The organism is Pseudomonas phytophila (assembly GCF_025643095.1).
In the GTDB taxonomy this organism is placed as follows: domain Bacteria; phylum Pseudomonadota; class Gammaproteobacteria; order Pseudomonadales; family Pseudomonadaceae; genus Aquipseudomonas; species Aquipseudomonas quasicaspiana.
In genome coordinates this window covers 3,320,902-3,333,224 of record NZ_CP081201.1, presented here as the reverse complement: position 1 = coordinate 3,333,224, position 12,323 = coordinate 3,320,902, and the positions used below count along the sequence as shown (strand labels likewise).

Genomic DNA, 12,323 nt, shown 5'->3' with positions numbered 1-12,323 from the left:
CGTGGGAGGGGATGATCAATAGTTGAATGTCTTGACCAAGAGCAGGTCACCGATGCCACGCAAAGGCACGATGAATGTCTCGCGTTTTTCATTGACAGTGTTTTCGTTGAGCACCAGGTTTATCTGCGAAGTAATCACTTCTTTTTCGTTACTGGCTTCATCGAAGTTATAACCGCCGCCACTGCTGTAGTTGCCCCAATAATTCACGTAAATCAGGTAGGTGCCCTGCAACGGCGCAGTCATGGTGAACATCTCCGGGCCAGGTCCATCCACGCTGTCGGTATCCAGACCGCCGCCGTTGGTCAGCACTGGATGGGCGAAGAACGCGTGCTGGCCGTCGGGCGTAACGATGTGCAAGTCGAGCTCGGCATTTGGATCATCCCAGCCCAGCACGACACGAATGCGTGCTGGCGTGCGCTGGTTGTTGGCTTCATAAAACTGCACGCGTTTGAGGGATTTGCCTTCGGCGCTGCGCACCTCGACACTGTTGGAGCCCGCACCAAAGGCGTATGGCCGGGCAAAGCGCCCCTGCTCATCCGTATAAAGGTTCAAAGGGTTGCCGTTGACCGAGAGGACATTGGGGCCGCGTTGTTTGCCAAGGGCTTTGATCTGGCCCTCGATCATGGTGCGACTGCGCTGTGCGCCGCGGTCGATGGGAGGTGTGGGATACGCGACTCGCGGTGCCTCACTTCGGTCCAGAAGGCCGTTGTAACGCCAGCCACCCACGGGTTCCGTGAGTGCAGAAGAGGACTCGGCGCAAGCCGTAGTCACCGAGGCAAACGTTAACACCAGCGCCATCACGCAACGCACCGGCGCGCTTCCATACAGCTTGTCACTGGTCCCGCGCATGAAAGCACCCTGTTTTTTATGCGAATTAAACGCTAAGTCCATACCGCGCAACGTCAGCTCTCCTGAGCAATGGGGCACGGGAATGCCGAATAAATCTTATTAGTGCTCACACCCGCATGGGTATAAAGCGCAGGAGCAAGTGCCAGCCATTATTCTTGGAGGCCAGCCCGGCTTTCAATAGCACACATGTACTATGTTTTATCGGTCTGGGTCACTTCACGATAGGCCCATGCACCCGACTCTATAGCAATAACCATTAAAACTATCAGTTAAGCGACTTTCATTACCTGACCCACGTTATCGCGCTGTCGATTGCGTCATTCCCCAGATAAACATCCCGGGCCATTCAGAATGCGACGTTTCAGACTTTTTACACTGCTCGCCCTGCTTGCCTCAACTGCCGCGTCAGGACAGACAGCTTGCCCAGGCGGCGTAGCACCAGGCAGCCCGCAATGCGGACCTGATTCGAGCACATCGAGAGGCGACTCTTCACCGCCTCAGCCAACGGGAAAATGGATCAAAACCTGGGGGGCTCTTTCCGCAAACAGTTCGGGAGACATTGGACTGGCCTCAGGCAAGTTATCCAAATCCGACGCTGCCGCAGAGGCGGTCGCTCGGTGCGAAGCGTTTGGTGCAGGCAAGTGTGTGGCGAAGCATTATTTCTATAATCAATGCATCTCGGTGGCCCGAGCCGAATCAGGGCAATCAGCAACCGTGACAGGACCGAGGGAGAAAGCCGCAGATCTCGCAGTCAAGGAATGTGAAAGCAGCACAAACTCCACCTGCGCTGTTCTGTTAACAGAGTGCTCGCCCCCTGTTTTCGAGAAATTCTAAGTGGCAGCAACCTGGGCTGAATGCGCCCAATAGATACCAGCTCGAGGTTTGTTAAATGCTCCGTTCTTTCTCGTGTGTATTTCTGTTTGGTTCGATTATCTCCACCACCGCCATGGGCCAAACGCGATGCCCAATCGGAGTCCAGGCGGGAAACATCCAATGCATACCGGATGATCCTCAGGCAGAAGTGAACGCCGCTCCCAGGCCAACAGGTGAATGGATTAAAACCTGGGGGGCGATCGCTAGTTCGGAAAGCGGTGATATCGGCAGCAGTACCGGGAAATTTTCAAAAAACGACGCCGAAGCTGAAGCAATAAAAATCTGTGCGGACTTTGGGAATTCGGACTGCAAGGTCAACATGACTTATAAGAATCAATGTGTGGCTGTCGTACAGGCAGCCAAAGGTCGTACAGGCGGGAAGATCATCACCGCTGAAACCGCGGACATTGCGAAACGAACTGCATTGCAAGAATGCCAAGAGGACTCCGGGGCGCAATGTTTCGTCAGGGGCACGGATTGCACCGAACCGTACTTCAGGAAGTACTGAGGCGTCATTCATTCAGTGCGAGCAGTTGAGACCTGTGTCAGCTACCGAAATACCAGCTCTTGGACATCCGAGTGCACCCTGAACCCACCGCTTTCGCTTCTCTAATGATATTTCGAGTGTCGACCTGGAGATTGACCGTGCAGTAGTGATTCACGCGTTTATAGTCGTAGGTGTGCACAATGACGGGCCGACCTGAGTCAACATCCTGGTACGACCCTGTTTGCTCCGGCACATCTTCGTAATAAGCCAGCGCTTCCCATTGGTATAACCCCCCGACACTGCCCGGAATGGAATCGGCAATGATGCTGGGTACGGGAGTTGGCTCATACACGGGATTGCCCATGGTTGAAAACAGAAACCCTTTAGCTTCATTGACATCCTTGCCTATGAGCTGTTTGATCATTTCGCGCTCGGGATTAAGGCTAACGCAACCTGAAACAGCTAAAAACATCAAAGCCGCCACTGTTATCTTGAACATTATTTCAATCCTGTCCTTGCAAGATGCACAACATGCTCATTCAACCAGCACGTTATTCACTAGCAGTCCAATACTGCAATTAAGGGCCCGCGCACTTGAGTGCTGCGGCCTGATTATTCCTCCAGAAATAGTGGGGCACTTGGTCAGCGCTTATCAATAGCACATGTGTACTATTGTCCCGGCGACTGACTGGGCGTTAACGTCAACACTGAATAATGAACCGTCGCGATCGATGCGAGCGCAGACCTCACTTTCTTAAACAGGCCATCTAATGCGTCGTACCCAACTGTGTTCGTTATTTGCACTTCTAGCGTCTCACTCCGCTTTTGGTCAGACAGCGTGCCCTGCCGGGGTAGCTCCGGGCAGCCCACAATGCGGGCCAGATGCGGGCACTTCAAGAGGGGACAGTAAGGAACGCGCATCTGATCGATGCAATGACATTGTGCGAGAAGAACTCTGGGCAGTCCTGCAGGATTGCACTCGCCGAGTGTACTGATCCGATATTTGAAAAGTTTTAAGCATCGATTATCTGCGGAGCACATTGCTCTGCACATCTCCACACCGAACTAAAACTAAACAGGTGCGACATCATGATCTCCAATAAGACACTCATCAAGGCACTCGGCACCGTTACCGCAGCGTTATTACTGCAAGGTTGCGGAATGATCGCGTCGAAAACGGTCAGCGATAGCGGTCTGCAGGAAAAGGCAGCCGTCACACTTAATACCACGCCTGAGAAAGTGCGGATTTTTGACAAGCGCGGCGAGCTCGACTCTGTGAAGTTCAAAGCACAGACAAACAAGGGTGTTTACAACTGCTACTACACTACCCTCGTCGGCCTTGATTCGGACACGCTGTGTTCTGGTCCTGTCGAGGGTTCTGCAAAGCAGACCGGCAATCAAGCTCCGGCACCCGCCGCCGCACCAGCAAACTGTAATGCATTGTTGAAAGCTGCCGGACGTTGCTGAAATGAGTACGCTATCGACTCACGCCCTCCTGCTGTTTAGCGCCAGTATATGTGGCGTAGCGCTAAGCGGCTGCGTACCGGCGACATCGTCGCCCTACGCTGCTTACTCGCCATACGGCACTACTCAGGCAGTTCCAGCGCAGCCTGCCTCCCGATTTGCCCAAAATAGCGCAACAGATGAAATGCTTGCGCAGTTCAAAAGTGCAGGCAAAGCAATCATTGTTGTTCCCAGCCCAAGCCTGGATAGCCTGCACACTGATTTTCAGAACAATGACTCCATCGCTAACTTCCTGAGGATGCGCTCGGGCACCACCGAGTGGACGAATACTTCGCGTGCTTCTTCAATGTTCAAGGTGGGGTACGACACCAAAAACCGCGGCGATGAGGACGACCCGAAACACGCTTACTTCCAGGTGGTTTTCGGGCGGACGATGTACATGATTTATCTGGTCGATCCTGGTCATTACTCAATCAGCGGCGTGAGCTACAACTTGCCACGAACGCGTGGTTTCGAAACCCCTGGTGGGCGCAATATCAGCCCATCGCCGCTAGGCCATGCGATGCTCAAATCCTTTACCATCGACGAGTTCGAGCGCGGTCAGAAATGGGAGGACGCAAGCTACCGCAATCAGACAGTTCAGGAGGATTACTGCACCTCAAGGCGCGTTGTTAACAATGAATGCACCAGTTGGGGGAAATCATCCTACGACGTCAAACAACAAACCTCCGCCGCTGGCTGGGTGTCCAGCACGGAGCAGCGGACCCTCGAAGCCCGTGCGGTAAAGGTCGAACTGGACAAGGAATTTGCCGCCTTTGATATCGCCGCTGGCGAAGTCATTCTGATTGATGGCTTCTTCGCAGAACCACCCGCAGCAACGTTCAAAGAGAAAAGCTGCAAGCAGACGGATCAGGAGCAGATGCGTTGCGAGCTCAAACAAGTCGCCCTTGTGCAAATGCTTGGGGAACTCGAAGAAGTCAGGAAAGCCGACAACCCTGCGGACTGGGGCATGCCTAAACTGGCGGAAACCCTGAAAGGGCTTACCTACCGCCCAATCCAGATCAAGGCCCGTGAAGTCCAGGGCGATTCGGCGTGGGGCCCGACGTACGCTTTGAAAGCTGAGTAGGTATAAGAGATTAAACGCCGTCACAGGCACACCAGCCGTGACGGCGTTGGTTCAAGCGTGAAGTATCAAAGACCGGGGTTCTGAGATGAAAAAGATCGCGCCTTTCGCCTGCTTGCCAATGTTGATATTCGGGATGTATGCAGAAGCACAAACACGCTGCCCGATGGGCGCTCAGGCGGGTAGCATGCAATGCCTGCCGGACGACCCTCAGTACAACCAGAGTGCTCCTCCCCGGCCTACAGGTGAATGGATCAAAACCTGGGGCGCTATTGCGGGATCAGATGCGACGGGCGAGTCGGGCGGTGCCGTCGGCAAGTTTTCTGAACGCGAGGCGCGAGAGTCGGCGATGCGTCTATGCGCCCAAGGCGAAGCGAAAGATTGCGAAGTAGATTTTGTATTCTTCAATCAGTGTGCTGCCATGATTTCGTCAAAAACAATCAGCTATATCCAGGGGGCGGAAAGCGAGGAGATTGCAATTGATCTGGCAACGAAAGACTGCGAAGTAAATGGGGGCGCGCCATGCAGCGTTATTTATTCAGCGTGCACTGATCCGGTTTTCAAAAAATATTAGTCTGCAGCCGGGCAAGCTGTTCTATGCTCAGAGATTGTTGTACTCGAACCTTAAGTGCCCGGCATTGCCGAATCCGTCCCCGCACCACTGCTTCCTAAGCAACAGATTCCCTTCGCTTCTCCCTCGTCAGGGAAACCGCACACAAACTTTCGCCTGAAAAGTTCCCTTGTCAGTGCAACTTTGCGACGAAACCACACTCTGACTGCGTATCACTTTTGATACAGACCGCGTCCTCGTATGTATGATGCTCCCTCGAATTACGGAGACAGACGAATGTCGTGCAGAATTATCGTGGCTGACGACCACCCGCTGTTTCGTGAAGGTATGTTTCGGACCATCGAGCGACTGCTACCCGGGTCGGTCATTGAGCAGGCCAGCAATCTCGATGAGGTGCTGGCATTGGCCCGGTCCGGCACTGAAGTTGATACGTTGTTTCTGGATCTGCATTTTCCCGGTTTGAGTTCGATGCAGGCCATTGCCGAACTGCGCGCGGAATTCAAACGCACGTCCATCATTGTGGTGTCTATGGTCGATGATCTGGAGACCATCTCCCTCGTCATGTCACATGGCGCGGACGGTTTTATCGGAAAGAACATCGATCCCCAGGAAATTGCAGAATCCATCCTCGCTATTCGCGAAGGTGAGATTGTCGTCAAGTACAAACCCGGCGGTTCGATCCTTAACGATGCTGACGTGAAGATACTCAGCCACCTGACGGCTCGCCAGAAACAGGTACTGAGTCTGGTAGCCTCTGGAAAAACCAATAAGGAAATCGCCAAGGAACTGGGTGTTTCCCCTTTTACTGTGCGCATCCATGTATCCAGTCTGCTCAAGGTATTGGGCGTGCCAACACGCTCAGCCGCTGCCGCGCAGTTTTCCAGCCTGGTCATCAAGTAACGCAGGGCTGACTCCACGTCGGCCTCAACGTTTCAGACGACCAGTGCCCCGCCCTGTTTATACATGGGCAACCAACAACATACGGACCGTTCCAGGGAAGACAAAAGAGTCCGGTGTTATAACCGCATTATGTGATCCAGCCTGGCAATCTTTCGGCCAATTCCAGGATAAGGCGCTGCGATGTCAATGATATCGATACTCACCAAATGCAAAGACCTGGAGATGATTCAGGCTCTGTTGCGCATGGCAGTGATTGCCACCTCCTCGTTATACACCCTCATCGCCTATGCAATGGACGATATGACGGCTACGCGGATGTGGGTGATTCTGGCTTATTGCCTGGCCTTCGGTATCGTCAACACGGGGTTGATCATACGCATCGCACAAAAACCTGGCGCTTCAACTCCGCGCAGAATGTTTGCTCTTGTGGTCGACAATATGGCCGGGATTGTCACCATTACCGTCGGGGGCGAAGCGATGCTGCCCGTCTATTCGGTAATGTTGAGCATGACGGTGGGCTACGGCATGCGCTACGGGCGCACGTATCTGTTGCTGGCCACCGGATTTGCCCTCGCCTCCCTGGCGCTGATCATCCAGTTCACACCTTTCCTGCAGCAACACCCTGCCGTTGCGGTGATGATGATCCTGACGATGCTGGTGCTGCCGCTATTCGTTTATTTCCTGCTCTCGCGTCTGCATATCGCGCTTGAGGAAACCCAGGCCGCGAATGAGGCCAAGTCACGGTTCCTGGCACAAGCCAGTCATGACCTGCGTCAACCGATTCACTCCATCAGTTTGTTCACCGCCTGCCTGCGCGACGGGCAACTGGGCAATGATGAGCGGCGGCTGGTCGACAACATCGACCGGGCCTTGAGCGCCGTTGAGCAACTTTTCCGATCGTTGCTGGATATCTACACCCTCAATCAGGGCGATATGAAGCCGCATCTGGAAACCATCGATGTCGACGCTTTACTGAGCAATCTGGTCAGTCAGAATAGCGAAGCGGCCAACTGGGCAGGCGTTGAAGTCCGACTGCGACCGTGCCGCCAGCATGTTCGCTGTGACGCCGCGTTATTACGCACGCTGGTGCAGAATCTACTCTCAAACGCGTTCAAATATGCGCCAGACAAACCGGTACTGATTGGCTGCCGACAGCATAAAGGCAAGTTGAGCATTGGCGTTTACGATCTTGGCCGCGGAATATCGGCTGAACATTTGCCGCACTTGTGCAATGAGTTTTATCGGGTTCGTGAGAAGCGAGATCAAGACATTGAGGGCGTCGGCCTGGGGCTGAGTATTGTCAGCCGTATTGCCCGATTGTTGAAACTGCAACTCAGCATCAAGTCATGGCCTGAGCGCGGCACATCCGTGATCATTGACGGCTTGCCGATCGTACCCGCCAACGTGGTGGTTCCAGCGCCTGATATCGACTGGAACAAACGCCTGCTCGGTGGCTTGCGTGTGTTGCTGATTGAAGATAACCACAACGTTCTGCAAGCGACCGCAATGTTGCTGCGAAAATGGGGCTGCGATGTGCAGACCGCATCAGCGATCCCCCAGACCCGCGTGGATTGCGACCTTGTTGTCACCGACTTCGACCTTGACCGGACCGCGACCGGTGCTGACAGCATTGCCTATCTGCGCGAAATGCATGGCCGACGGATACCCGCTATCGTGATTACCGGTCATGAATTACAGCATGTACAGCAATCGCTCAACGATCCGGATATCCCGATACTGTCCAAGCCCGTACGACCTGCTGAACTTCGCTCATTACTGCTGAGTTTCAAAATGAACCAGATGCAGGACGTGGGTTACGCGACGCCTGCATTGACCTGATATATCGCTTTGGCATGCGGCAATTATTTGCTGCATGGCTTATTAGCGGCTGCGACTCATTGAGCCCACGGGTAAATCCGCTTGGCTTCGTCGTACTGCACCAGCCGTGTGTCGAGCACTTTATCGCTGCGTTTGCTGACTACTTCCAGAGGGTACATACCTGCCACCACCCCGCCGTCACTTTTGATCTTAAGTTCGTGGGTTTCATCCGGCGAGTTTTCACTGATCTGTGGAATCGCCGAAACATCACGAATCTCATCACCAACAGGAACCTCAAGTGAATAACGAGTCACTTGCACGCCCTGCCAGATACCACCAGTGGTAGACAGCCAGCCATATCGGTCAGGCCCGACCTGAATGACTTTGGCATCAAGGCAACCGCAATCGCCTGCCTGCCCTTTGTCGATTGCCGGCCTGGAGGCCAGTAGCTTCACATTCTGGTTAGCGTCCAGCCCGGCCAGAAAAAGCCCTTCCAGTCCGGGATCAACCTGGGAATATATTTCAGCTTCAGGATCACTGTGGGCTTGCACGTAAACAGTGCTGCCGGTTTCGGCACTGACGACTCTGGAAACAGTACCCAGCATGCAGTAATCCAAAGAGTCCTGACCTGCCTGAAAAGAGTGCTTCCAGCACTGTCGCGAGGCGTCGTAATTATCAGCGCCATACGCCGAATTCATCACGCCTTTCAATAGGGCCTCAAGTTCGGCGGCACTCGGTTGAGCAGAATTATTGCCTGCGGCCAAACCGGGCAGTGTCATACACGCTGTGGAGGCGAGCAAACCAACTGCCGCCGAGACTCTCATTACGCCGTTCAACAATGAACAACTCCCTTCAGTAGTTTTGCCGTGCACTTCACACCTGTTGTAAACCAAGATTCTTAATACCGTGCAAACTTGTAACGGGCGATACCACCGATTGATGGGTTGAACCTAACACTTCCTGGGAAAGGCAAACATAGTACAGGTGTACTATTTCAAATATTGGCCGTTGATTTACTTTATGCACTCATAAGACTTCCAGGCGAAGGATGCACTGCCCAGCATCCTAACTTCGTGGTAGCGCAGAGCCGTGATTCCCATAAGCACGGTTTGCACGGGCCTGGCTCGAGCAGACTTCCGTATTCACAAGACATGGACATCCAATGCTTATTAATACAACCCTCGGCGAACGTGCGCCTGCCGTGACAGATACGGCCACTGGAGCGGTTTTACCGTCAAAGCCGTCGCGCCCGCACAGCATCTTCCGGTCCATAAACGAGGTGTATGCCACTGGCAATCCGCAACCTGATCGCGCCGAGGAGTACGCAGCATGATTCGCTTGTTGAGCCTTCGCCTGCTGCATGCATTCATGGTTGCAGTGCTGGTTGGGACACTGACGTTCATATCCATAATCCTTCAGCTTCGTACGCCGTTGAGCCCTGATCAGTCGGTGTCGTGGCTTTTTCTGGGCTGGCTGGGTGACGTCCTGACTTTTGATCTCGGCAGTTCCATAGCCTCGGGGGAGCCCGTACTGGACAGGGTTGTTCAAAGTCTGGGTAGTTCAATCCCCCTGGCCGTCGGTGCGTTGATACTTTCCCTATTGATCGGGCTACCGCTTGGGATCATTGCAGGCTTGCACAGGGGTGGATGGACGGATCGCGCGCTTTTGCTCTTGAGCACAGCAATACGCGCAATTCCGCAATTTGTGCTTGCGATTATTTTTGTATTGATCTTCGCTGTGGCCATGGGTTTGCTGCCGACTCAAGGGCACGCCACATTCGCTCACTCAATCCTTCCAACTGTAACCCTCGCCTTGGGTTTGGCAGCAGTGTCTTCGCTTGCCGCGCGAGACGCCACATTAGCAGTCACTTCAGCGCCCCATTACACCTCCGGACGACTTGAAGGACTCAGCGCATTCACAGTATTCAGGCAGCACGGCTTACGCGATATAAGGGGCCCGATAGTCACCGCTCTCGGCGCTCAACTCGTGTATTTGATGGAAGGCATCATCGTCGTTGAGACAGTTTTTGCCTGGCCTGGAATTGGCATGGAACTGGTGCGCGCTATCGCCGAACGCGACTCACGAATGATGCAGGGTAGCGCTTTGGCTATCGGGCTGATGTTCGTGCTCCTCAAAACCATTGTTGACCTGGTAAACCACTCCATCGATTCTCGTCGGAGGAACTCATGAGCCACGAAGCCGCTATCCAGAGCAACTCTCCAAGGACGCATGCCCTGCCTCGCATCATTGGATTCTCCATTCTCGCAACGCTGATACTGTTTGCCGTGTTGGTGCCCTTGATGTGGGGGGTAAGCAGTCTGGAAATGGATCGCACAGCGCTGCTGTCAGGTCCCGTGCAGGGGCATCCCCTGGGCACAGACGAACTGGGCCGTGACATGCTAGCGCGGCTAGCCGCCGCTGTAGGCTTATCGCTAGGGTTCGCTGTGTTTAGTGTCATCACAGCCGCAGTACCCGGAATACTGCTTGGCATCCTTGCCGGCTGGACAGGCGGTGTCATAGATAAATGTCTCAGCCTGCTGGCCGAAGTGTTTCTGGTCCTGCCCCGATTACTGATGGTGCTACTGATCGTCGTGATATTTCCGGGAAATCTTCTGGCGGTATATGGCGCTATCGCACTGGTGCTATGGACTGAATGCTTCCGTATGACACGCGCACTTTCGCGCACGGTGCTGGCTTCGCCGGACGTGGCAGACAGCCGCCAGCAGGGGCACGGTACACTCTACGTAATACGCCGACATGTATGGCCTGAGTTGTCATCAAGACTCATGACCTTCTCCGCATCTGGTGCTGCCTCAGCCATTCTGGCTTTAGCAACACTGTCCTATTTAGGCGCCGGGGTCAGTCCTCCAACCGCTGAGCCTGGACTCATGATTACGCAGCTTATGGCTTATTCCGAGGCTGCACCTTTCAGCTTCGCATTACCAATTCTCGTAATCTTCCTGACTGTGCTTTCACTCTTGATGATTGGCAGCGGACGCAGGCCATGAACCTTCTTTTGAAAAAACAGGCTGTTGAAACCAGTAGCCGCTCTCAGGCCAAGGACATCCAATGTTCATCAAAACCATTCCACTGATTCTCGCTCTGGCAGCACTGGCGGCAGGGCCGGCATTGGCACATGACGACGGCGCCGCACCCGCGGCGCCTGCGCCAATCGCGAGGGATCCTGCCACAGGAGCGGCTCTACAGTTAAAACCACCGCGCCCCGACAGCATCATGTATTACATCAGCAGGGTGGATGGGAACGGTGACTTGTCCTACCCGACGGTCAACGGCAGTTGGATCAATTACTGGTACGGTTTTCAGTTCGAACTGAACGGAACGCTCTATTACACAGGGTTTGTCTGGGAGACACCGGACAAATACGGTGCCGAACTCGAGAATGACTTTCCTGCGCCGGATACCAAAGTAACCATGGCGCATGCCACGTTTGTCACCAGCCAACCCGGCAGCAAGTCGCCGTGGTTGCTAAAAGGCGTAGAACCGTACATCGGCGAATTTGGCGGCAGCGAGCGAGGCAACGAAGTCGACACGACGCGTGAACCGCAGACGTGGAATACCCCATCAGGCGACATGCTGCTGGCGCTGCCGACATGGTATCTGGTGTCCGGGGAGCGGATGCGAACGATCGAGATACTGCTGTTCCATCCTCAAGAACTGTCGAATACCGACGACAAATGGTGGACTTACCTGGCAACCCTCGAAGCCGGTTTCAATAACGAAGCCAATTGCGGGCCCGACTCGGCCGGAGCCATTCCTTGTGGCGACACGACCGGTAAGCTCGAGTTCATTGCGCAGAAAGGCAGCGACCTCCCGTTGCTGCGAGTGACGGTGCCTGCCGCCGGTAATCAGCCCGAAATAGTGACTGATTACAGGTACGAGGCTACGCGCAAGGTGTATGAACCGATCAAATGACCCTGACACCATGCTTTCCTGCAGCAAACAGAGAACCAGTGCAGACAGTGTGAAAACTACTGCGCTCGGCAATACTGCGTTAAAAACAGGCGAAAAATGCTCATTTAGAACACCTAGACTCCGCTTTTTCGCCTGTTTTTGCCTTGTCTTGCCGTCGCTCGCTACGTTTTCACACAGTCTGAGTGGGACCGGATTCATCCGGGAGACGGTATTCCTGACGACGATGATGTGGCGGATGTACCGACCTCTTCCCGAATAAATTCGGTCCCACAGGTTTCTGCGAATTCAGATAGTGACGGGTTTTT

Annotated in this window: 13 protein-coding genes; 10 read left to right on the top strand and 3 right to left on the bottom strand. The window is 54.1% G+C overall.

The annotated features are described in order from the left end of the window. Positions 1–15 precede the first annotated feature (15 nt). Complete coding sequence (locus tag K3169_RS15130; protein WP_122808165.1) at positions 16–798, bottom strand: YfaP family protein; 783 nt, start codon at positions 796–798, stop codon at positions 16–18. 402 nt (positions 799–1,200) lie between these two features. Here K3169_RS15130 and K3169_RS29780 point away from each other — a divergent pair, with 402 nt between their 5' ends. Continuing rightward, on the top strand, positions 1,201–1,683 hold the full coding sequence (locus K3169_RS29780; RefSeq protein WP_122808120.1) for a DUF4189 domain-containing protein: 483 nt from the start codon (positions 1,201–1,203) through the stop codon (positions 1,681–1,683). A 55-nt stretch (positions 1,684–1,738) separates the two neighbouring features. Continuing rightward, positions 1,739–2,230, top strand: coding sequence for a DUF4189 domain-containing protein (locus K3169_RS15125; protein WP_122808121.1), 492 nt, complete (start codon positions 1,739–1,741; stop codon positions 2,228–2,230). A gap of 37 nt (positions 2,231–2,267) precedes the next feature. On the opposite strand, the gene K3169_RS15120 is transcribed toward K3169_RS15125, so the two are convergent. Continuing rightward, entirely contained in the window at positions 2,268–2,708 is a 441-nt protein-coding gene (locus K3169_RS15120) for a hypothetical protein (protein ID WP_263267048.1), read from the bottom strand. Between the two features lie 590 nt (positions 2,709–3,298). Here K3169_RS15120 and K3169_RS15115 point away from each other — a divergent pair. From K3169_RS15115 to K3169_RS15095, 5 genes are all read left to right on the top strand, one after another. Then, positions 3,299–3,676, top strand: coding sequence for a hypothetical protein (locus tag K3169_RS15115; RefSeq protein ID WP_231677044.1), 378 nt, complete (start codon positions 3,299–3,301; stop codon positions 3,674–3,676). Positions 3,677–3,857: 181 nt separating this feature from the next. Continuing rightward, positions 3,858–4,799, top strand: coding sequence for a hypothetical protein (locus K3169_RS15110; RefSeq protein ID WP_263267047.1), 942 nt, complete (start codon positions 3,858–3,860; stop codon positions 4,797–4,799). Between the two features lie 85 nt (positions 4,800–4,884). Further along, positions 4,885–5,370 (top strand): DUF4189 domain-containing protein, encoded by a 486-nt coding sequence (locus K3169_RS15105; RefSeq protein WP_231677042.1) that lies wholly within the window; start codon positions 4,885–4,887, stop codon positions 5,368–5,370. A 273-nt stretch (positions 5,371–5,643) separates the two neighbouring features. Further along, complete coding sequence (locus K3169_RS15100) at positions 5,644–6,267, top strand: response regulator (RefSeq protein ID WP_027898257.1); 624 nt, start codon at positions 5,644–5,646, stop codon at positions 6,265–6,267. A 222-nt stretch (positions 6,268–6,489) separates the two neighbouring features. Further along, positions 6,490–8,106, top strand: coding sequence for a hybrid sensor histidine kinase/response regulator (locus tag K3169_RS15095; RefSeq protein WP_231677056.1), 1,617 nt, complete (start codon positions 6,490–6,492; stop codon positions 8,104–8,106). Between the two features lie 56 nt (positions 8,107–8,162). On the opposite strand, the gene K3169_RS15090 is transcribed toward K3169_RS15095, so the two are convergent. Continuing rightward, the gene (locus tag K3169_RS15090; protein ID WP_231677041.1) at positions 8,163–8,783 is read right to left on the bottom strand and encodes a hypothetical protein; all 621 of its coding nucleotides are present in this window, start codon (positions 8,781–8,783) and stop codon (positions 8,163–8,165) included. A gap of 631 nt (positions 8,784–9,414) precedes the next feature. Between K3169_RS15090 and K3169_RS15085 the strand changes: the two genes are divergently transcribed. The 3 genes from K3169_RS15085 to K3169_RS15075 all read left to right on the top strand — a co-directional run bounded on the left by K3169_RS15085 (position 9,415) and on the right by K3169_RS15075 (position 12,018). After that, positions 9,415–10,275 carry an ABC transporter permease gene (locus tag K3169_RS15085; protein ID WP_231677040.1) on the top strand — a complete coding sequence of 287 codons (861 nt, stop codon included), beginning with the start codon at positions 9,415–9,417 and terminating at the stop codon, positions 10,273–10,275. Beyond that, the gene (locus K3169_RS15080) at positions 10,272–11,093 is read left to right on the top strand and encodes an ABC transporter permease (RefSeq protein ID WP_231677039.1); all 822 of its coding nucleotides are present in this window, start codon (positions 10,272–10,274) and stop codon (positions 11,091–11,093) included. The genes K3169_RS15085 and K3169_RS15080 overlap by 4 nt, the downstream gene beginning before the upstream one ends. A gap of 61 nt (positions 11,094–11,154) precedes the next feature. Then, complete coding sequence (locus tag K3169_RS15075) at positions 11,155–12,018, top strand: hypothetical protein (protein WP_263267046.1); 864 nt, start codon at positions 11,155–11,157, stop codon at positions 12,016–12,018. The last annotated feature ends 305 nt before the right edge of the window (positions 12,019–12,323 follow it).

Excerpts from the sequence above, each read along its gene's own strand:
- K3169_RS15130 (WP_122808165.1), bottom strand. The coding sequence starts at position 798 with ATGGCGCTGGTGTTAACGTTTGCCTCGGTGACTACGGCTTGCGCCGAG.
- K3169_RS29780 (WP_122808120.1), top strand. The coding sequence starts at position 1,201 with ATGCGACGTTTCAGACTTTTTACACTGCTCGCCCTGCTTGCCTCAACT.
- K3169_RS15125 (WP_122808121.1), top strand. The coding sequence starts at position 1,739 with ATGCTCCGTTCTTTCTCGTGTGTATTTCTGTTTGGTTCGATTATCTCC.
- K3169_RS15120 (WP_263267048.1), bottom strand. The coding sequence starts at position 2,708 with ATGTTCAAGATAACAGTGGCGGCTTTGATGTTTTTAGCTGTTTCAGGT.
- K3169_RS15115 (WP_231677044.1), top strand. The coding sequence starts at position 3,299 with ATGATCTCCAATAAGACACTCATCAAGGCACTCGGCACCGTTACCGCA.
- K3169_RS15110 (WP_263267047.1), top strand. The coding sequence starts at position 3,858 with ATGCTTGCGCAGTTCAAAAGTGCAGGCAAAGCAATCATTGTTGTTCCC.
- K3169_RS15105 (WP_231677042.1), top strand. The coding sequence starts at position 4,885 with ATGAAAAAGATCGCGCCTTTCGCCTGCTTGCCAATGTTGATATTCGGG.
- K3169_RS15100 (WP_027898257.1), top strand. The coding sequence starts at position 5,644 with ATGTCGTGCAGAATTATCGTGGCTGACGACCACCCGCTGTTTCGTGAA.
- K3169_RS15095 (WP_231677056.1), top strand. The coding sequence starts at position 6,490 with ATGATTCAGGCTCTGTTGCGCATGGCAGTGATTGCCACCTCCTCGTTA.
- K3169_RS15090 (WP_231677041.1), bottom strand. The coding sequence starts at position 8,783 with ATGAATTCGGCGTATGGCGCTGATAATTACGACGCCTCGCGACAGTGC.
- K3169_RS15085 (WP_231677040.1), top strand. The coding sequence starts at position 9,415 with ATGATTCGCTTGTTGAGCCTTCGCCTGCTGCATGCATTCATGGTTGCA.
- K3169_RS15080 (WP_231677039.1), top strand. The coding sequence starts at position 10,272 with ATGAGCCACGAAGCCGCTATCCAGAGCAACTCTCCAAGGACGCATGCC.
- K3169_RS15075 (WP_263267046.1), top strand. The coding sequence starts at position 11,155 with ATGTTCATCAAAACCATTCCACTGATTCTCGCTCTGGCAGCACTGGCG.